Origin of the sequence: Imperialibacter roseus (assembly GCF_032999765.1) — a bacterium.
Classification (GTDB): Bacteria; Bacteroidota; Bacteroidia; order Cytophagales; family Cyclobacteriaceae; genus Imperialibacter; species Imperialibacter roseus.
The window spans coordinates 5769372-5790474 of sequence record NZ_CP136051.1 but is presented as its reverse complement, the minus strand read 5'-3'; the positions used below and the strand labels follow the sequence as shown (position 1 = coordinate 5790474).

17 protein-coding genes are annotated in these 21103 nt (G+C 44.8%); 13 read left to right on the top strand and 4 right to left on the bottom strand.

The features are described 5' to 3' along the window. The first annotated feature begins 9 nt into the window (after positions 1 to 9). The 13 genes from RT717_RS24310 to RT717_RS24250 all read left to right on the top strand — a co-directional run bounded on the left by RT717_RS24310 (position 10) and on the right by RT717_RS24250 (position 16340). A complete protein-coding gene (locus RT717_RS24310) occupies positions 10 to 411 on the top strand; it encodes an ATP-binding protein (protein ID WP_317488935.1) in 402 nt (133 codons plus the stop codon). A 1-nt stretch (position 412) separates the two neighbouring features. Then, the gene (gene ybeY, locus RT717_RS24305; protein WP_317488934.1) at positions 413 to 838 is read left to right on the top strand and encodes an rRNA maturation RNase YbeY; all 426 of its coding nucleotides are present in this window, start codon (positions 413 to 415) and stop codon (positions 836 to 838) included. 83 nt (positions 839 to 921) lie between these two features. Continuing rightward, positions 922 to 2787 carry a tRNA uridine-5-carboxymethylaminomethyl(34) synthesis enzyme MnmG gene (gene mnmG, locus RT717_RS24300; RefSeq protein ID WP_317488933.1) on the top strand — a complete coding sequence of 622 codons (1866 nt, stop codon included), beginning with the start codon at positions 922 to 924 and terminating at the stop codon, positions 2785 to 2787. 6 nt (positions 2788 to 2793) lie between these two features. Beyond that, positions 2794 to 3675, top strand: a complete 882-nt coding sequence (locus RT717_RS24295; protein WP_317488932.1) for a class I SAM-dependent methyltransferase — start codon at positions 2794 to 2796, stop codon at positions 3673 to 3675. Then, positions 3672 to 5414: an Ig-like domain-containing domain gene (locus tag RT717_RS24290; protein WP_317488931.1), complete on the top strand. Its 1743-nt coding sequence runs from the start codon at positions 3672 to 3674 to the stop codon at positions 5412 to 5414. The genes RT717_RS24295 and RT717_RS24290 overlap by 4 nt, the downstream gene beginning before the upstream one ends. Positions 5415 to 5772: 358 nt before the next feature. Next, positions 5773 to 7590, top strand: coding sequence for a tetratricopeptide repeat protein (locus RT717_RS24285; protein ID WP_152001422.1), 1818 nt, complete (start codon positions 5773 to 5775; stop codon positions 7588 to 7590). A gap of 96 nt (positions 7591 to 7686) precedes the next feature. Beyond that, the gene (locus RT717_RS24280) at positions 7687 to 8163 is read left to right on the top strand and encodes a MarR family winged helix-turn-helix transcriptional regulator (RefSeq protein WP_152001423.1); all 477 of its coding nucleotides are present in this window, start codon (positions 7687 to 7689) and stop codon (positions 8161 to 8163) included. Beyond that, positions 8147 to 10549 carry a 3-hydroxyacyl-CoA dehydrogenase/enoyl-CoA hydratase family protein gene (locus RT717_RS24275; protein WP_317488930.1) on the top strand — a complete coding sequence of 801 codons (2403 nt, stop codon included), beginning with the start codon at positions 8147 to 8149 and terminating at the stop codon, positions 10547 to 10549. The genes RT717_RS24280 and RT717_RS24275 overlap by 17 nt, the downstream gene beginning before the upstream one ends. A gap of 29 nt (positions 10550 to 10578) precedes the next feature. After that, on the top strand, positions 10579 to 11754 hold the full coding sequence (locus RT717_RS24270; protein ID WP_317488929.1) for an acetyl-CoA C-acyltransferase: 1176 nt from the start codon (positions 10579 to 10581) through the stop codon (positions 11752 to 11754). Positions 11755 to 12038: 284 nt separating this feature from the next. After that, positions 12039 to 13190: a sensor histidine kinase gene (locus RT717_RS24265; protein ID WP_317488928.1), complete on the top strand. Its 1152-nt coding sequence runs from the start codon at positions 12039 to 12041 to the stop codon at positions 13188 to 13190. Beyond that, positions 13180 to 13644, top strand: coding sequence for a response regulator (locus RT717_RS24260; RefSeq protein ID WP_317488927.1), 465 nt, complete (start codon positions 13180 to 13182; stop codon positions 13642 to 13644). The genes RT717_RS24265 and RT717_RS24260 overlap by 11 nt, the downstream gene beginning before the upstream one ends. Then, positions 13637 to 15286 (top strand): sensor histidine kinase, encoded by a 1650-nt coding sequence (locus tag RT717_RS24255; RefSeq protein ID WP_317488926.1) that lies wholly within the window; start codon positions 13637 to 13639, stop codon positions 15284 to 15286. The genes RT717_RS24260 and RT717_RS24255 overlap by 8 nt, the downstream gene beginning before the upstream one ends. Beyond that, a complete protein-coding gene (locus RT717_RS24250) occupies positions 15279 to 16340 on the top strand; it encodes a response regulator (protein ID WP_317488925.1) in 1062 nt (353 codons plus the stop codon). Before RT717_RS24255 ends, RT717_RS24250 begins: the two co-directional genes overlap by 8 nt. A gap of 21 nt (positions 16341 to 16361) precedes the next feature. Here RT717_RS24250 and RT717_RS24245 read toward each other — a convergent pair whose 3' ends face one another. The 4 genes from RT717_RS24245 to RT717_RS24230 all read right to left on the bottom strand — a co-directional run bounded on the left by RT717_RS24245 (position 16362) and on the right by RT717_RS24230 (position 21069). Further along, positions 16362 to 16733 (bottom strand): YccF domain-containing protein, encoded by a 372-nt coding sequence (locus RT717_RS24245; protein ID WP_317488924.1) that lies wholly within the window; start codon positions 16731 to 16733, stop codon positions 16362 to 16364. Positions 16734 to 17036: 303 nt separating this feature from the next. Continuing rightward, a complete protein-coding gene (locus RT717_RS24240; RefSeq protein WP_317488923.1) occupies positions 17037 to 17612 on the bottom strand; it encodes a RidA family protein in 576 nt (191 codons plus the stop codon). Positions 17613 to 17637: 25 nt separating this feature from the next. Then, complete coding sequence (locus tag RT717_RS24235) at positions 17638 to 20154, bottom strand: M14 family metallopeptidase (RefSeq protein ID WP_317488922.1); 2517 nt, start codon at positions 20152 to 20154, stop codon at positions 17638 to 17640. A gap of 87 nt (positions 20155 to 20241) precedes the next feature. Continuing rightward, on the bottom strand, positions 20242 to 21069 hold the full coding sequence (locus RT717_RS24230; protein ID WP_317488921.1) for a ThuA domain-containing protein: 828 nt from the start codon (positions 21067 to 21069) through the stop codon (positions 20242 to 20244). Positions 21070 to 21103 lie beyond the last annotated feature (34 nt).

Genomic DNA, 21103 nt, shown 5'->3' with positions numbered 1-21103 from the left:
CGCTTAAAAATGGATAATATCAAAATCGAGATTCCTTCTCTTCCTGAGAATATTCGAATCGTTGAGAGTTTTATCGACAACGCTAAAGAACGATTCAGTCTTGAAGATGATATCTATGGCAATATTATGATTGCTGTGACAGAAGCCGTAAACAACGCTATACTGCATGGCAACGGAAAAGACGCCCACAAGAACGTACTGCTTCAATTATCATTACTCAACGAGAACCTTCAGTTCACCGTTCAGGACGAGGGCGCTGGGTTCGACTACCAACACCTTCCCGATCCAACTGCACCTGAAAACCTTGAGAAGCCCGGTGGAAGAGGCATCTTTCTTATGAAGAACCTGTGTGACGAAGTTAAGTTCCATGAAGGCGGCAAGAAAGTGGATCTGATCTTTTACCTGGGCTAGAATGAAAATCACCTTCTTTAGTGAAGACGTTTCTTTTAAGCTTTCCTCTCCTAATAAGGTTCGTCGTTGGATCAAAGAAGTGATACACCTGGAGAAACACACACTATCAGAGATTTCCTATATATTCTGCTCCGACGACTACCTGCACAATATGAACGTGCAATATCTCAATCACGACACACTTACCGACATCATTACGTTTGATAATTCGGAACAGGAAGAACTAATCGAAGGTGACATATTCATCAGTGTCGATCGTGTGAAGGAGAACGCTACCCAACTAAATCTTCCTTTTGACACCGAACTGCATCGAGTCATGATCCATGGCATACTTCACTTGTGTGGTTACAAAGACAAGACAAGTGCCGACAATGAGCTTATGAGAAAAAAAGAGGATGCTTGTTTATCTTTGCTCCCGGATCTATGATGTTCCACGTGGAACATTATTTCTTCCAACTCTGTTGCTAACACTAATAATGACTAGACGTTCCACGTGGAACATGAAAATATATGTTTCCTAAATACGATATAATAGTAGTAGGAGCGGGCCACGCCGGATGTGAAGCTGCACATGCCGCAGCCACAATGGGCTCCAAAGTACTGCTTGTAACAATGAACATGGGCACTATCGCTCAGATGTCTTGTAACCCTGCGATGGGTGGCGTAGCCAAAGGACAAATAGTGCGTGAGATAGATGCCCTGGGTGGCATGTCGGGGATTATCACCGACAAAACCATGATCCAGTTCAGGATGCTCAACAAGTCGAAAGGCCCAGCCATGTGGAGCCCACGAGCTCAAAGCGACAGAATGAGGTTTGCGGAGGAATGGAGGCTTACATTGGAGCGCAACCCTAACGTGGATTTTTGGCAGGAAATGGTAGTAGGATTGCTCGTCAAAGACGGAAAAGCTGTTGGTGTCAAGACAAGTTTAGGAATAGAGATCGAGTCAAGCGCAGTTGTCCTCACTAACGGCACCTTTCTTAATGGCGTCATCCATATTGGAGAAAAGAAGTTTGGCGGGGGCCGCACCGGTGAGCATGCTGCCAAAGGAATAACTGAGCAGCTGCAAAGTCTTGGCTTTGAGTCAGGCAGAATGAAAACTGGCACACCCCCGCGGGTTGATGGACGAAGCCTCAACTACGACGCCATGGAGGAACAAAAGGGAGATGCCGAGCCTGGCAAATTTTCCTACAGTGAAGAAACCACTCCCTTAGCAACTCAAGCAAGCTGCTATATCACCTACACAAACCCTGAAGTGCATACTATCCTGGAGACTGGTTTCGAAAAGTCCCCAATGTTTGCTGGGCGAATTAAAGGAATAGGCCCACGTTATTGTCCTTCAATAGAAGACAAGATCAACCGCTTTTCGGAGCGAGACCGGCACCAGATATTTGTTGAGCCCGAAGGATGGGACACCGTGGAGGTATATGTCAATGGCTTTTCTACCTCGCTACCAGAAGACGTCCAGATAAAAGCACTAAGGAAAATACCGGGCTTTGAGAATGCCAGGATGTTCAGGCCAGGCTATGCGATCGAGTACGACTACTTCCCACCCACGCAACTCAATCACACCTTAGAAACCAAACTCATTCAGCATCTGTACTTTGCTGGTCAAATAAATGGTACTACCGGCTATGAAGAGGCGGCATCGCAGGGACTGATGGCAGGCATTAACGCCCACCTAAAAAACAGCGAGAAAGAACCACTGATCCTGACAAGATCTGAAGCATATATTGGTGTGCTGATTGACGACCTTATTAACAAAGGCACTGAAGAACCTTACAGGATGTTTACTTCCCGGGCTGAGTTTCGCATACTTCTGAGACAAGACAACGCCGACATAAGACTAACCGAGAAAGGCCATGCCATTGGTTTGGCCTCCGACCACCGTCTAACAGCAACGAAAAACAAAATCAACCAAAGCAATCAAATACACACCGTTTTAAAACAACTCAAATATACTCCCGAAGAAATCAACGATGGACTCGATGCCATAGGCACCGCAGGCATTAGAGAGAAAACATCCGCCTATACACTTTTGAAACGGCCACAAGTCGATCTTGCCGAACTGCTCAAACTGCATCCTAAAACCGCTGATGCACTACAGCCTTATATGAAAGACGCTATTGAACAGAGCGAGATAGAAATCAAATACGAAACCTATATCGTGAAAGAGAAAGAGCTAGCCGACAAAGTTCACCTTTTGGAAAACCACAGGATAGATCCGCTCTTTGACTACTATAAAATAACAGCGCTATCTTCGGAGGCACGAGAAAAACTACTCAAAATCAAACCACACACATTAGGGCAAGCCTCCAGAATAAGCGGCGTTAACCCAGCAGATATCTCAATACTAATGGTATACATGGGGAGGTAATTGGACATGTACGAACGAATAGAGGAGTGCCCCATTTGCACAAACACCGATCTAAGAAACAGCCTGATCTGCAAAGATTATCTTGTTTCTCAACAAAGCTTTGCCATTTCTATTTGCTCATCCTGTGGCCTGCTAATCACCAACCCAAGGCCCAGCAAAGAAACTATTTCCCAGTTCTATGACTCAAGCAGCTACCTGTCGCATAACAGCGACGGCAGCTTGATGAGCAGACTGTATTCGCTCGCCCAGCGCTATACACTGTGGTACAAGTTTCGGTTGGTCAAAAGACTAGCGAAACCAGGCAGCAGACTAATGGACTACGGCTGTGGTGTTGGGCAGTTTATGCAGTACATGCAATCGAACAAGTACGAGGTAACAGGCATTGAGCCCTCTGATGTTGGGTTATCGAAAGCAAGAAGTAAGGAGATGCTGGTTTACCAAACATTAAGTGAGGCTAAAGAGTCAGCCGCCAAATTTGACGTCATTACATTGTGGCACGTGCTTGAACATGTGCACGACCTCAACACCACAATAAAACAACTCAAGAAACTGTTGAATAAAGACGGCCATGTCGTAATCGCTGTTCCAAACACCAAGAGCTGGGATGCCCAACATTATAAAGAGAATTGGGCCGCATACGATGTGCCACGCCACCTTTTTCATTTCGACGATGAAAACATCAAAATGTTATTGAAATCAAACCGGCTTTCCTTCGTACAAAAAGCTCCGCTGTATCTTGATTCATTTTATATTAGTCTGTTATCAGAAACACATCTCAACAACGGCAACAAAATATTAAAATCCATTATAAATGGTTGTAAATCAAATATTTACGGTTCAAGAACCTCACAATACAGCAGTATGATATACATTTTCCAAAAGAAATGAAAAATATACTTCTTTCCGCCTTTCTTGCCTGCTATGCCTTTATCCTTTACACGTCCTGCGCAAGCCAACAGCCTGTAACGGGCGGAGCAAAGGATACAATTCCCCCCACGCTTCTTGAATCTTACCCGATCAACAAATCACTTAACTTCAAAGATCAAAAAATAACATTGGTGTTTGACGAATTCATTAAAGAAGACCAAATCAAGACCAAGCTGATAATTACGCCAGATGATCAGAACAAATTTGATGTCGTCATCAAAAAAACCAGCATCACCCTCGACTTCGAAAATCCATTTGCTGACAGCACCACCTATACCTTGAACTTCAATAGTACAATCTCCGACATCACGGAAAACAACGATGCTGAAAACATCATACTGGCATTTAGTACCACTACCTACATCGACTCTCTATCCATAGCAGGTAGCATTATCGACCTGCTCACCCACGAGCCAATCAAAGAAGCCACAGTAGCCCTCTACCAAGCCAACGACACGACTGATATATTTAACAAGCGCCCTCTCTATTTTACAAAAACTGCTGAAGATGGTACCTACTCAATAGAAAACCTTAAAAACGGGAACTACAGACTCTACGCCTTCCAGGACAAGAACAAAAACAATTTGTGCGAGCCCAACGACGAGCCCCATGGATTCATCGCCGACACTTTAGCACTTACATACAACATCGACTCTCTAACCATACCTATCACACGCAACGACGTACGCCCACTGGCACAACTAACCTCCCGCACGTCGGGCATATATTTCGAAAGCCGCTATAACAAACCCCTCAAAGATTTTAGCGTTCAAATCCTGGATTCTTTGAAGCTTCCCAATTGGACAATTGAAGCGAACCTAACACCAGATGGGAGAGGTATTGTTTTCTATCCTGTCTCAAATCCGAAAAAGGATAGCCTGCAAATCGCAATCACCTCCATAGACAGCACCTACAACCAAACCATTGATACCACTTACCTAAAATTCACATCAAGCAAGCGAAGCATTCCACCGTTTAAATTTACCACCATCCCTACCAAAGACGAGCAAATACTCGAGAAAACGACATTTACATTATCGTTTACAAAACCAGTAGCAAAAAACTACATCGCCGACTCCATGAGAGTTTCCATAGATACACTTGTTCAACATCCAGTCAAGATCGACACCATCATTTGGAACAACCACAAAACAAAAGTTACTATCAACACTCAAATCGACAAAAAGATAGTTGCCAATGAAAAACTCCGATACCAACAATTAACTGACTCTTTGCAATCAGACACATCTTCGCTCGACTTTAAACGATACAGTAGAATCAAAAAACTATTAGACAAAGTCGAAGACAACTATACCAGAGTCAAACTTCCAAAGGGAACCTTCTTTTCTGTAGACGGAGACACTTCCTACACTGAAAACATCCCACTAAAATTCATAAACAGCGAAGAGCGGGGGATAGTGAGAGGAACTATTTCAACAGACTACACAAACTATACACTTCAGCTAGTCACCAACAAGTACAAAGTAGTTTCCTCACAACCAGGAACGTCTACTTTCGAGTTCAAAAACATCCCACCCGGAGACTATACCTTCAGGATCCTAGTTGATGATAACAACGACGGCGTGTGGTCTACCGGAAACAGCCTGAAGCGAATAGAACCCGAAAGCGTGTACATATATCCCGAATTCTTTAACGTTAGAGAAAACTGGACACTTGAAAATGTTGAGATCAACTTTTAGTGGAAAACTTAGCTAAGCCTGTGCTTAACTGCCCAAGTTCTCCACAACTCGATTCAATCTAACAGAACCGATCCGACACAATTTCAGCTAAGCTGATTTGTGCACATTACACTTACCTCTTACCAACAACTTAAGTCAAAAAAGATACTCACATCACTAACTCCCCATCTATCAACAATCTCCCTCCTTTGCACTATCGCTTGCGTTTCAATGTTAACATATTGTTTGAAACTCCAATTTGATCTACAATCGACTTATGCTAATTTTCTTATCCACAAATCCACAGACTTAATAATACTCTTCAATTAATCTTTTAAAAATTTAGTTATATATATTACAAAACAGAAAATGTGGATAAATGAGTAAACGACTGATAATAGTAGCAATTCTCATCCTGGTTGCGCCAGTTCTATTGCGTGGGCAGGACAACGCTAAAATTGACCTGGCGAACGAATATTTGGGGCAGGGCGATGTTGACAAGGCGCTCGATCTTTATAAAGACCTGGTAAAGGATTCCAGAAACATCCCCTTTGTTCACAATAATTATCTGGCGCTTCTCATCAACCTGGAGAACTACAAGGAAGCAGAGGATTACGTAGAGAAACAAATTAAGCGAGACGATGGCAATTTAATTTATAAGATAGACCTGGGCATGGTGTATCAGGCGGCAGGAAAAGCCGATAAGGCCAATAGCCAATTTGAGTCGGTAATAGCAGGCATAAAGGGAGACAACTACAAGCTCCGAATAACTGCGCAAACTTTTATCTCCAAGCAGCTCAGAGAATATGCCCTTAAAACTTATCTGGCAGGAAGACAATCATCCGGTAACCAGTATGCATACGCTATCGAGTTGGCGAATATCTACCGTCTTCTCAATAATAGGGAGCAAATGATGGAGGAGTATCTCAACTTCGCCATTCAAAATCCCAATAATATTAACTACGTCAGGAATATTCTGCAGAACCTGCTCACGGAGCCCGAAGACTTAGAGGCTCTTGAAACGATCCTTATCCAAAAGGTGCAGAAAAGTCCCAATGATATTATCTATGGCGAATTACTTATTTGGGCAGAACTTCAGCAGAAAAATTTTTTTGGTGCATTTACGCAAGCCAGAGCCATTGACCGCCGGGAGAGAGGTGAGGGCTCGAGGGTACTGGAAATTGGTATCATAGCAATTGACAATGGAGCGTTCGAAGATGCCGAAGATATTTTTTCATGGATTATTCAAACATATCCATCGTCTTCCAATTATGTGTTAGCAAGAAGGATGCTGATAAAGGCCAGGGAAGGAAAAGTTAAAAACACTTATCCGGTTGACACCACCGCCATCAGAACTTTGATCGCCGATTACGATAATCTTATCAAAGATTCGGGTTTGAACAGCAACACCCTGGAAGCGCTCCGAAGCAAGGCTTTGTTATATGCTTTTTATCTTGATGAAAAGGATCAGGCAATTTCTACGCTAAAAGACATTATCAATTTTCCGAGGGCTCAGCCGCAATTGGTTTCCAGCTGCAAACTAGATCTTGGAGACATCTATCTGCTGATAGGAGAACCCTGGGAATCGACATTACTTTATTCGCAGGTGGAAAAAGACAGCAAGGAAAGCCTGATTGGCTATGAGGCAAAACTCAAGAATGCAAAGCTCAATTATTACAATGGCGACTTTGAACTTGCCAAAGCCCATCTCGATATTTTGAAATTGGCCACCTCACGGGAAATATCTAATGATGCAATGGCACTTAGTCTGCTGATTCAGGACAATACACTGATGGACACCACCGAGCTGGCGATGAAGAAATTCGCTGCAGTTGATTTGCTGCTTTTCCAAAACAAGAAACTTGAGGCTCTTCAAGGTTTTGACTCGTTGCTTAGCCAATTTCCCAACCACAGAATTACCGATGAGGTTTGGTACAAAATGGCACAAATTAACCAGGAGTTGGGCCATGCGGAAGTAGCGATTGCCCTCCTTGACAAGATACTCACCAGCTACCCTACGGATATACTTGGCGATGATGCCTTGTTTCTAAAAGGTAAAATTATCGACAAGCAGTTGGGGAATAAGCAACTCGCCATGGAAGCTTTTCAAGCACTTCTTACAACCTACCCCGGAAGTATCTACACCGCCGAGGCTCGCAAAAGATTCCGGGAGCTCCGGGGCGACCTCAATCAATAAATACACTTTTCTGCATTGATCAAATGCCAGGCAAGAAATAGTATGCATGCATAACAAATTTTGTTATATTTGATATACTCCCGTTATCCCTTTAGAATGAAGAGAGAAGAAACTATTGACTATAATATTAAAGTGGCCTGGCATAGCATTGCCAGGATGTACAACCAGGCCGGCCAAAATGATGGTATTACAACATCGATTGGATTTGTGTTGCTCAATATAGAAAGCGAAGAGGGCACCCCCGCCACCAAAATAGCTCCTTTGATGGGGTTGGAAGCAAGAAGCCTGACGAGAATGCTCAAAAATATGGAAGAGCGGAAGCTCATCTACAAAATGCCTGACCCGAATGATGGCAGGTCAGTCCGGATATTTTTAACTGAAAAGGGAAAGTATCAGAAGACGCTCTCAAAACGGGTAGTTATCGCATTCAACGAAATGGTGATCGACCAGGTTGAGCCTGAAAAGCTCAAAGTATTCTTTGACGTCATCACACAAATCAATCAACTCATAGAGGATAAACAACTGATCCATACTTACATTAACGAAGAGAAAATTTATGAACAGAGTTATTAAAAAGGTGGCAGTTCTTGGCTCCGGTGTAATGGGCTCAAGAATAGCATGTCACTTTGCGAACATTGGTGTTCAGGTTTTGCTTTTAGACATTGTTCCGAAAGAGCTTTCGGACGATGAGAAAAAGAAAGGCTTAACAATGGAGCACCCACTTGTTCGTAACCGAATTGTAAACACCGCCCTTCAAACAGCAATTTTTTCAAAGCCAGCTCCGCTTTTTGACGCCAAAAAGGCAAGCCTGGTAAAGACAGGCAATTTTGATGACGACATGAAATCCATTGCGGAGTGTGATTGGGTGATGGAGGTTGTGGTTGAAAACCTGGATATCAAGAAAAAGGTCTATGATCAGGTAGAGAAATTCCGCAAACCAGGCACCTTGGTTACTTCCAACACGTCGGGTATTCCAATCCACCTAATGGCTGAAGGAAGAAGCGAGGATTTCAGGAAGCATTTTGCCGGAACACACTTTTTCAATCCGCCTCGTTATTTGAGATTGCTGGAAATCATTCCTACTCCGGCTACAGACCAAAAGGTGGTGGACTTCCTTATGCACTATGGCGATTTGTACCTCGGTAAAGAAACTGTGCTATGTAAGGACACGCCTGCGTTCATTGCCAACCGGATAGGGGTCTACTCTTTGATGTCGGGCATGCATGTGGTGGAAAAAATGGGACTGACTGTCGGTGAGGTTGATAGAATGACCGGACCGATTATCGGCCGGGCAAAATCGGCCACCTTCCGAACCATGGATGTGGTAGGGCTCGACACCACAGTTAATGTATCAAGAAATTTGTTGCAGGGCTTGCCAAAAGACGAGTCGAAGGACACATTCAAACTACCGAAAATTGTAGAGGAGCTTTACAATAAAAAATGGTGGGGCGACAAAACAAAACAAGGCTTCTTCAAAAAGACAGTAAACGAAAAAGGCGAGAAGGAAATTCTCGAGTTGAACCTGAAGACATTTGAATATGGGTCAAGAACCAAGGCTTCCTTTAAATCGCTTGAAGAAGTAAAAGATATTGAAAGTGTAAAAGAGCGCCTGCCAAAACTGATCAATGCAACGGACAAAGCTGGTGAGTTTTATCGGGCGACATTCTACGATGTGTTCAGGTATTGCTCAATGAGAATTCCGGAAATTGCCGATGAGCTTTATAAAATCGATCAGGCTGTCTGCGCTGGTTTTGCCTGGGAGCTTGGTCCTTTTGAGACGTGGGATTTGGTAGGGGTAAAAGCGACTGCCGAAAAGATGAAGGCAGCAGGAATGGAAGTGTCGCCATGGGTACATGAAATGCTAGCTACAGGCAATACATCCTTCTACAAATTCGAAAAAGGTCAGAAGCTTTACTACGACATCCCTACAAAGTCGTACAAACCAATTCCCGGAAAAGAAGGGCTTATTATCCTTGATGCTTTTAAAGAAAACAAAGTGGTTTGGTCAAATGCTGGCGCAACACTTTATGACATCGGTGATGGTATTCTGGATCTTGAGTTCCATACAAAAATGAATTCTCTCGGTCAGGAAGTAATTGAGGGAATCAATCTCGCTATTGCAAAAGCGGAGGAGAACTATCGAGGCTTGGTTATAGGTAATGAGGGTGCCAACTTTTCAGCGGGTGCTAACCTGGCTATGCTATTCATGTATGCTTCCGATCAGGAGTTTGACGAAATCGATTTGATGATTCGCCAGTTCCAAACTACGATGATGAAAGCTCGCTTTTCATCTGTGCCAGTAATTTCAGCCCCTTCGGGCATGGCGCTGGGTGGAGGCTGCGAGCTTTCACTTCATTGTGACGCTATTCAGGCACACGCCGAAACGTATATAGGCCTTGTGGAATTTGGCGTAGGTTTGATTCCTGCGGGCGGCGGCACAAAAGAAATGACACTGAGGGCCAGTGACTCTTATGCTCCCGGTGATCCGGAGCTCAATCATTTGCAGGAATATTTTATGACGATCGCTACAGCCAAAGTGGCCACCTCGGCACACGAAGGCAAGGCATTGGGTTATATCAAACCGTCTGACGAAATCACGCTGAACAGAGCTCGCCTTTTGGCTGACGCAAAAAGGAAAGCCATCGAACTATCGGAAGCTGGCTATACTCAGCCTTTGGAACGAAGGGACATCAAAGTACATGGTCAATCGTCACTGGCTTTGTTCGAAGCTGGCATAACTGGTATGCTGTATGGAAAATATATTTCGGAGCACGATGCCCTGATTGCAAGAAAGCTTGGCTACATCATGAGTGGGGGTGATCTTTCATCGCCGACGGAAGTGTCGGAGCAATACCTGCTTGATTTGGAAAGGGAGGCATTCCTCAGCCTGACGGGTGAGCCAAAAACTGTGGAAAGAATTCACAGCATTTTGTTCAAAGGCAAGCCGTTGAGGAACTAAATTTTGTTAACCACAAAAAGACTACAATTATGAATGCATATATAGTGGCCGGCTACAGAACGGCAGTTGGAAAGTCGAAAAAAGGGGGCTTTCGCTTTACCCGCCCCGACGACCTGGCAGCAGATGTCATCAAACACCTGGTTGCTTCGGTTCCGGGCTTTGATGCCAAAAGGGTAGACGACCTTATCGTGGGAAACGCTGTGCCCGAAGCTGAACAAGGCATGCAAATGGGTAGAATGATTTCATTGCTGGCTTTGCCGATGGAAGTGCCCGGCTTGATAGTGAATCGGTATTGTGGCTCAGGCCTGGAGGCGATAAGCATTGCAGCGGCAAGAATTCACGCCGGAACTGCAGAGTGTATTATTGCAGGGGGTACCGAATCAATGTCGATGGTGCCTATGATGGGATATAAAACCGCACTCAACTGGAAAATAGCGCACGAAAACCCTGACTATTATATCAGCATGGGCTTAACGGCCGAGGAAGTATCAAAAGACTACAACATTAGCCGGGAAGACGCTGACGAATTTTCTTATCACTCTCATCAAAAAGCCATCAAGGCAATAAAGGACGGAAAATTCAAAGATGAGATTGTCCCGATCAATGTTCACGAAACGTATGTGGACAAGGACGGTAAGAAAAAGACGAGAGACTTTGTGGTAGATACCGACGAGGGCCCACGAGAAGATACGAGTCTCGAAGTGCTTGCAAAACTAAAGCCTGTTTTCAGAATGGGCGGAAAGGTAACTGCGGGTAACTCTTCACAAACTTCTGATGGCGCAGCTTTTGTGATGGTGATGTCAGAGAAAATGGTGCAGCAATATAACCTGAAGCCAATTGCCAGAATGCTGGCCTATACGGCAGCTGGCGTGGAACCAAGAATAATGGGGATAGGGCCGGTAGCCGCAGTGCCAAAGGCGTTGAAACAAGCCGGCCTGAAAATGGCAGACATTGACTTGATTGAATTGAATGAGGCTTTTGCAGCTCAGGCATTGGCTGTTGCCAAGAACCTGGATTTCGACATGTCGAAATTAAATGTGAATGGTGGTGCAGTAGCGCTTGGTCATCCGCTCGGTTGCACAGGAGCCAAACTGTCGGTTCAGATTTTCAATGAATTGAGAAGGCAGAAGAAAAAATATGGCATGGTCACCGCCTGTGTAGGCGGTGGACAGGGCGTAGCTGGTATTTTCGAGTTACTTAACTGATCATCAAAGACTCTTTGAGAGAAAGAATTAAAGCATTGGCATTTGCCAATGCTTTTTCATTTATCGCCTCAAGAGATCGAACTTGTATAAGACGGTTACAAAATTCATTTTATCTTTACAAAATAGGAGCAGAAAATACATCCAGCATATAGTTATTGAGGAAACCTTCTTCCGATAAAGAAGAAAATATTTACAATCCATATTGATGTTGTTACTGATTTGTAAATGTGGACACTCTTATAGCGGACTCTATTAAACAGCACTTTTTTGATAATATTTAATCCATGAAAAACTATTCCACCGGAGAATCAGAGGCCAGGCTTAGCGCCATTTTTGATCATGCCATTGATGGAATAATCACAATTGACGAAAAGGGAATTGTTGAGTCAATGAACCCAGCTGCGGCCCGGCTGTTTGGCTATGAACCAGTGGAAGTACTTGGTCAGAATATTAAAATGTTAATGCCTGAACCTGACAGAAGCCGACACGACACTTACCTGGAAAACTACCGGACGACGGGTGTAAAAAAAATAATTGGGATAGGTAGAGAGGTAAGCGGAAAGAGGAAAGATGGATCTAAATTTCCTCTTTACTTAAGTGTTACGGAAATTCAATTTGAAGGAAAAACGATTTTCACAGGTATCATTCACGATATCACGGAGCTGAAGCTATCAAGGGAAAAACTGCGGAGATATGCCGCCGAGCTTGAGAGAAGTAATAGGGAGCTACAAGATTTTGCTTATGTATCGTCGCACGATTTACAGGAGCCCTTAAGAAAAATACAGGCATTTGGAGACAGACTTCTTCATAAAGAAGCTCCGAACTTGTCGGAGCAAGGGCAAGACTATTTGGCTCGAATGCTGAACGCCGCCGGCCGAATGCAGCGGCTTATTAATGATCTATTGTCTTTCTCGAGAATTTCATCAAAGACCCGAGAATTTGTACAGGTTGATTTGAATCAGGTTTTGGCAGAAGTGCTCACCGACCTTGAGCTGCTTATAGAGCAAACAGAAACTAGAGTAGAGGCTTCCGACTTGCCCACTATAGACGGAGACTATACTCAATTGGCACAGGTTTTTCAAAACTTGATTTCAAACGCCATCAAGTTTGTGAAAGATGGTGAAAAGCCAAGAATAAAGATCTCGGCCAGGGCGGTTCAGGAGCAGGCTCACCTGACGGCTACTCCCGGCGACGAGACTGTTGAAGTCACCTTCCAGGACAACGGAACGGGCTTTGATCAAAAATATGCGGATCGAATTTTTCATATTTTTCAACGGCTGGAGGGTCAAAAATTCGAAGGCTCCGGAATAGGCTTGGCCATTTGCAAGCGAGTGGCTAACCGACATGGCGGAGATATCGTAGCAATAGGCACACCAGGAGTAGGTGCTACGTTTATTCTAACTCTATCAAAAAGGCAAACCAGACATGAGAACTAAAACTTCAAAAAACAATACAATACTTATCCTGATTGCCGAAGATGACCCGGAGGACAGGCTGCTGGCTAAAGAAGCAATTGATGAAAACGGTTTGGTTAGCCGGGTAGAGTTTGTTGAAAATGGCGTCCAGTTGATGGATTACCTTTTTAACCGCCCCCCGTATAACGACAAAGAAAAGTTTCCAACTCCCGGACTTGTCATTTTGGATCTCAACATGCCCAAGAAAGATGGCCGGGAGGCCTTGAAAGAAATAAAATCGAGTAAGCTGCTTAAATCTCTCCCCGTTGTAGTACTGTCCACTTCTAAGGCAGACGAAGACATCATGCAGACATACGACTTGGGGGTGAATTCTTTCATCACTAAGCCGGTTACGTTCAAGGCGCTGGTTGAGATTATGAATACATTGTGCCACTACTGGTTTGAAATCGTAGAACTTCCCGCAAACCATGACTAATTATCAGCATCGGTCATCGATAAGTATACTTCTGATAGACGATGATGAGGAAGACTTTCTAATCACCAGGGACATCATAGCCGATTTTCCGTCCGGGGCATACACTTTGGCGTGGGAGCCTGATTTTGAAAAGGCAAAAGTGAAAATTCTTCAAAATGAGCACGAAGCCTATTTGGTCGACTTCAGGCTTGGTGCTGAAAGCGGTCTTGACCTCATTAGCTATTCTTTGGAGAGGGGAATTATGGGCCCGTTCATTTTACTTACAGGACAGGGTGACCTGCAAATAGACGAGGAGGCCAGAAGGCTTGGGGCTGTCGATTACATGGTCAAAGGCTCGATTAATCCAGATCAGCTGGAACGCTCGATAAGATACGGCATTCAGCACGTTCTCAACCTGAACGAAATAAAGGAGCTGAACCAGCAATTGGAAAGAAGAGTGATGGAAAGGACTCGTGATTTGGCGAGAGCGAATGAAAGACTTTCCTATTCCAATGAATCACTTCAAAAAGAAGTAGACGAACGAAAGCAGGCTGAAAAGGCTCTAAGAGAAAGCCAGAAAATATACAGCGCCATAGCCAGTAATTTTCCAGATGGAATGCTGTGTGTGTTAGATAAGGATTTAAGGTTCCTCCTTGTAGATGGGAAAGCCGAAGAGCCTGAAATGAGGAATAAGCAGGAATGGATAGGGTCGTATGCCAGTTCGATGACTTTTATAGACCAAAAAGAAGCCTTCATTAAAAATTTGAAAAAGGTACTTAAAGGTGTGCCATTGAATATGGAAGTGACGGTAGCCAACGGCGAAAGGGAGTACCAGATCAATGCCGTCCCTTTGTTCGATGACGAAGAGAAAATACAGAACCTATTGATTGTTTGTAAAAACATTACAGAAAGGAAAAAAGCAGAGAAGGAAGTACTCCGAGCATTGAATCAGGAAAAGGAGCTCAATGAACTCAAGAGCAGGTTTGTCACAACAGCGTCTCACGAATTCAGAACCCCACTAAGCACTATCCTTTCTTCAGTGTCTCTGATAGGCCGTTATATTTCAGATTCGGATCAAAAGGAAAAAATAGACAAACACGTCCATCGTATCAAATCTTCTGTAAATAACCTGACCTATATTCTTAACGACTTTTTGTCTTTGGGGAAATTGGAGGAAGGGAAAACGACCTTTAACCCTGTATCATTTGATTTGGAACAAATGATTAGTGAGGTGGTTTCTCAGATAAGCCCTACTTTAAAGGAAGACCAGGATATACTGCTGAGTATAGCGGAAGGTACATTTGGAGAAATCTACGTTGATGAGCAAATGACTAAGAATATCTTGATCAATTTGCTCAACAATGCGTCGAAATATTCTGGAGAAAGGCAAAAAATTCACCTAGGTTTGGGTAGAGAGAATGGGCTCCTGAAAATCACGGTTAAAGATGAGGGAATTGGCATACCGAAGAAGGATCAGCAACATCTTTTCGACAGGTTTTTCAGGGCCAACAATGCCATCAATATACAGGGAACAGGCCTGGGGCTCAATATTGTCAAGAAATATATTGAACTAATGAACGGACATATTGAATTTAGCAGTGAAGAAAACAAAGGCACCGAATTCAGGGTGGCGATACCGATAACACAACCTAGCTATGACTAAAATATTGCTTATTGAGGACAATATGGAAATGCGGGAAAATACCGCAGAGATTCTTGAGCTCTCCAATTATGAGGTGATAACAGCTGCCAATGGTAAGGAGGGAATCGAAAAGGCCAAGAAGGAATTACCACATCTGATCATTTGTGATATCATGATGCCTGAGCTGGATGGTTATGGTGTGCTTCGTGTTTTAGGGAAATTACCTGAGACGGCCGGCATCCCTTTTATATTTCTTACCGCTAAATCTGAAAAAGAGGATTTTAGGAAAGGGATGAGTATGGGTGCCGACGACTATCTGACCAAGCCTTTTGATGATGTGGAGTTGCTGGATATCATTGAACTGCGGCTTCGCAAAAACCAGATTGCCAGAAAGGAGTATTCCAATGATGTGGATGGCATTGCGGATTTTATGAATGACGCAAAGGCGTTAAATGAGCTGAGCCATTTGTCGGCCGACCGCACCATCAGAAAATTTAAGAAAAAAGAAATAATCTTTTACGAAGGCAATCTTCCACACGGGCTCTTTTTTGTCAACAGCGGAAAAGCTAAAACATACAAAACCAACGACGACGGCAAAGAATACATCACCGGCCTTTTTAAAGAAGGTGATTTTATCGGATACATCGATCTTTTGCAGAATTCTAACTACACTGAGTCGGCCATGGCCATGGAGGATTCCGAAATTTGCCTTATCCCAAAGCAAGACTTCTACAAACTACTGAACAGCAACCGGGATGTTTCCATCAGGTTCATCAAAATGATTTCCAACAACTTGGTGGAGATGGAGGAAAGAATCCTGAAGCTTGCCTACAACTCGGTCAGAAAAAGAGTAGCTGAGGCTTTGGTGATGTTGGAAGATAAGTTCAAAGAAAAGAACGAAGGAGAGGAATTCAATATGAATATTCCCCGGGAGGATCTCGCCAATATTGTTGGCACTGCTCCGGAGTCCGTGATCAGAACCCTCTCTGATTTCAAAGATGAAAAGCTCATCGAAATCAAAGGCAGCAATATCAAGATCATCAACTCAACGGGCCTGCGAAAGATGCGCAACTAGCTTGATTCAAAATCCGGAAATTTACCGGAGGTCTTTCCCAAATGGCGTCAATGCCAGCGAAGCTAATTTCATGTGTTGGGTGGCAAAGGGAATGCCAATAATGGTAACGAACATTAGCAGCCCAAACACCAGGTGAGTAACTGCCACGCACAGACCTCCGGTGAGAAGCCAAATTACATTCATGATTACGGCCAGGCAGCCGGAGTTACTTTCGGTAGTCACCACTTTTTGCCCGAAAGGACTGAGGGCAAGTATGCCGATTTTAAAGCATTGAAAGCCAAATGGGATGCCGACGATGGTAAGACAAAGGGCAATGCCTCCGATTACGTAGCCGAAAAACAGGAAGATGCCTCCCCCAAAAATAATCCAGAGCAAATTTCCGATGATGTTCATAAAGTTGAGTATATTGAGATAAAATTGGCAAGCACCACTTCCGATCACCAACCTGTTGACCAGGAAGGCAGATACTCCCCAGGTAATTGTTCTTAACTTGTTACATCATTTGCCCAGTCCTATAGACGTCGCCTTTCGTTATCGGTTGCAAAAACGCCCTCCTTTGGAAGAATAAATTTTCGCCAGGTCCTATCGGCATGCAAAAATCGGCGAATGGGGTTGATGCTGCTACCTCAAGCATGATAAAAAAAGAAAACCCGAAGCAATAGCACCGGGTTTCCATTTTCTTTACCAGAGATGTTTTTACTCCACCTCGACGATCATTTCTACTTCGATTGCTATGTTGTTAGGCAACGACCCCATGCCAACTGCGGCACGGGCATGTTTGCCTCTCTCTCCAAACACTGCAACCATCAGATCAGAGTAGCCATTAACTACTTTGGGCTGATCGGTAAAGTCTGGTGCACAGTTCACCATTCCCAACACTTTTACAATACGTTTTACTTTTCTTAAGTCGCCAAGCTCTGCTTTCAATACCGAAAGCTGGCTAATGGCAGTAAGCCTTCCAGCCTCGTAGCCTTGTTCGATAGTTAAATCAACGCCCACTTTCCCGGTGACGTAGCTACCATCAGCTTTCGATGGGCCCTTGCCGGCAAGGAAAACCAAATTGCCCGTACGGACGGCATTCACATAGTTGGCTACCGGCGCCGAAGGAGTTGATAACTCGATGCCGAGCTCTTTTAGTTTTGCTTCCGGATCGTAATCCGAAGGAGCGCTTACCTGAGCTTTCAGTGTGTCGGCACCTTCTTTTGTGTTGGAAGTACCCGGCGAGCAGGCAGTCATAAGCCCCAGAAATCCTATAAACAATAGCTTTTTCATATCATTTAGGTTAGTTGATAATCAATTATTGACCCACAAAGAAAACAGCGTTAGCAAACAACAGTTTGCCGTTGTCCCAAAATGCCCGGAACAATGGATTGTCAGACATGTAGATCACCTGGCCACCGCCCATGCGATCAACGCCAAAAACCAGTGAGTTCTCCAGTTCCTTTTGTACCCTGTTGCCAGCAAAACCACTTACAGGTTTAGCCCCCGTTGGGATATAGGCTACGTTCCAGGCGCCGGACAATTTGCCGAACCTGCTTTCGGCTGTTTTCAAACTAAAATACGAGTTGCCGTAGCCATAAGCCAGTGGATGGGTATTGTCGAGGCTTACTTTGTAAATAGCTCCGGGGATAATCCCCTGAATGTAGTTTCGTTCACGGTCAGCATACTTCACGCTGGCGTCTGCTTCGTCCCATTTTTCCTTCAGTTTTTTCAGGGCAGCTTTTTCATCATCATCAGCATAGCGCTTCAGCGAATAGCCATCACGATCAGCAAAGCTGTTGAGCGCACCTTGCACAAGTATCAGCCTTCCGCCGTTTCGCACCCAATCATCAATCATTTTCATGGAGCCGTCGCCCAGCCCATTGTATCTGCCGTTTTGGATAATGATCACGTCGTAGCCAGATAAGTCAAAACGTCCGAAGTCATCAGTGTCGAGTACACTGATCGGGTAGTCGAGCTGACGCTCGAAGAAATGCCAGGTTTCGCCAAAAGCCAAAGAGGAAACACCGTTGCCGGCCAGCACAGCCACTTTAGGAGCATCGATGTAGTGAACATCGCCACTGCCGAAATCTTTGCCTGAATCAACAAAGCCAGTAGTGGTGGCATCCAGCGAACGGCCATATTCTTTGGCAAGGCCTTTTACCAATCCATCGAAACGGGAAGCATGCTGCTCATTCCCCCGACGGGTAATGATAAGGGTGCCTCTTTCGTAATTTTTTCCGCCGATGGAGAATGGTGTTTCAGCATAGCGAACTTTCACCTTGTTTTTGAGCAGTTGGGCTAGAAACTTAGCATCTTCCAGCGTTTGCCAGCGGGCAATATAAGCGTAGGCTTTGTCGGCTGAAGTTACCTCAGCTGACGGAGCGCTGTACTTGCCAGTTCCAGGCATGATTTTCTCGGAGACAGCATACGCTTTTAAGCCTTTGGCATAGGGAACACCCCACGCCGTGATGTCGTAGGTGTTAGAATCTTCCACATAAGTGCTTGGCTCAAACAGAATGCTGGCCAAAACGCCTCTCGGCTGATAGTTGCTAATGACCAGGTCGCTGGAATTCAGGTTGAAAGATTCGGTTGCCTGAGTCTGATAGTTAAAGCCTTTCAGCGGTTTACCGGCAGCGCCTGTTCCGTAGGAAACTCCCATGGCATCGAGCCAATTAGTAAGAGCAGTTAGCTTGTCAGGGTTGTTATCTCCCTTGATCACGAACCCTTTGTATTTGCCAGGGAAGCTGTTGACGTTGTTACTGAAGAACTTCTGGTACTCCTGAAGTACCTGCGCCTTGTTGGCAACCGTAACTTCCACTGTTGAAACACCATTGCTGTGGTGGTGGGCAATTCTGTCTTTCAGTGTTAAAGTATCTCCTTCGGCTGTAAGTACGCCTAAACCACCACGTCCGCCACCGCCTTGTTCGTAGGTCATGCCAATGGCTCCGTTGTACACAGGGTAGGTATCACCGTAAGATGGATACAGTAAATCAAACCGCTCTTTAGTAAAATAGAGCCACCCATTTTGATCAAAGTATTTGGCATTGTTCTTACCAATAGTTACCTGGAAGTCATATTGCCATTTGGTAATCAGCTCATGATAGGGCTTGGCTGCAGGTGCCATGTAGTAGGGGCTGTTGACGCCCTGCTCATGAAAATCGACATGTATTTGTGGCATCCACTGGTTGTAGACTGCGATTCGCTTCTGCGACTCAATCTGAGTCTGCCATGCCCAGTCCCGGTTCAGGTCGAACAGGTAGTGGTTGGCTCTGCCGCCGGGCCACACTTCGTTGTGCTCTTTGCTTTGAGGGTCGGGATTGTAATCCTTGTTGCCATACTGATTGTAATAGTTGGCATAGCGATCTCTTCCGTCTGGGTTGATGCATGGATCCATGATCACTACACCCTCTTCGAGCCAGGAAGCTTTGTTGGTGACCAGCTCGTAAATAGTGGCCATGCTGGCTTCCATGGAAACGGACTCGTTGCCATGCACGTTGTAGCTGAGCCAGATGATAGGAATATTGGTAGATGGGCTACCACTTTGCAAACCGGCCCGTTTCAGGTTGTCGGTTCGGATAGTTTCAATGTTTTGATGGTTGGCCTCGCTGGTAGCGATGGCATAAACCAGTGGGCGATCTTCGAAGGTGCGCCCGTATTCCTTGAGGACAACCTTAGAAGAATTGGCTGCCACGTGCTGGTAATATTCCACCACCCGGTGGTGCCGGGTAAATCTTTCGCCAAGTTCGTAGCCGAGAAATTCTTTCGGGCTTTGCACTTGTGCCCATGTTTGGGTAAATGCCAGACAAAGTAGAAGTAGTAACAATTTTCTCATATCGATGCAATGCAGAGTTTGGGTTTTCAATTGGAGCCCAAGATAAGAGAAACTCGGCAATGCCAAATTGGGAATTACGCAGGTGGCTTACTTCCTATTACCCAGCCAAAGCAGGGCGTTGATCACAAGCTGATCCTGGAGCGGATTATGAAAAGTAGCCGAAAGTGTCTTGTTGGTGCCGCCGTCATAGTCGATATCGTTGTGGCCAAAATTGAAATAGATCATGCGGTACCTGGTGTTGGTCCACACGATGGGGTAGTAGCCACTGTGCCAAATCTCGTGCTGCTTGGGTCCTGTGCCGAGCGGAAAGCTTGATGAGTCGACAGATAGCAAAATATCGATGTCAGGGTTTTTAGTCAGGTCATTTTCCCACCGGTACCATTCGCTTGGTGACGTTTTGAAAGTATCCGGCAAGTTTTTCAGAGCGGGATGGTCGGGTGCTTCGCTGCGAAGAACGGCCGAGGTTGGTCGCCAGGTATTGCTTCTGTATTGACCGGCACCCAAAAACTCTTCGTGGTACCAATCCCAGTCCTGATTAAAATCGGAAGGAGTAAGAGCAAACCCAGCAAAATGAAACCCCATCCATGCCCCGCCGTTTTTCATGTATTTTTCAAGTGCGGCCCTTTGCTCAGGCGCTTCCGGCCGGGTATCGAGGAAAATCACGAGGTCGTAGTTGGCCAGGAAGTCGTTGTTAAGATTGCTCCAGTTGCTGGTGGAGTCGTAAGAGAAACGGTGCTTAGCTGCCTGTTCTTTGAACCACGGATGGGCCTCACCCACAAAGCTGATATGGGCCTGGTCGTTTTTGGCGGTGAAGAAGGAGATGACTTTGAAAGAATCGTTTTGAGCACAGCCAGTAGCAGAGCTCAGAGACAAGATTGTTAAGACCAATTTGCCTGCCAAATACAGATGCTTCATTTTAGACGCCATGATAATTAGTGGACATACTGTT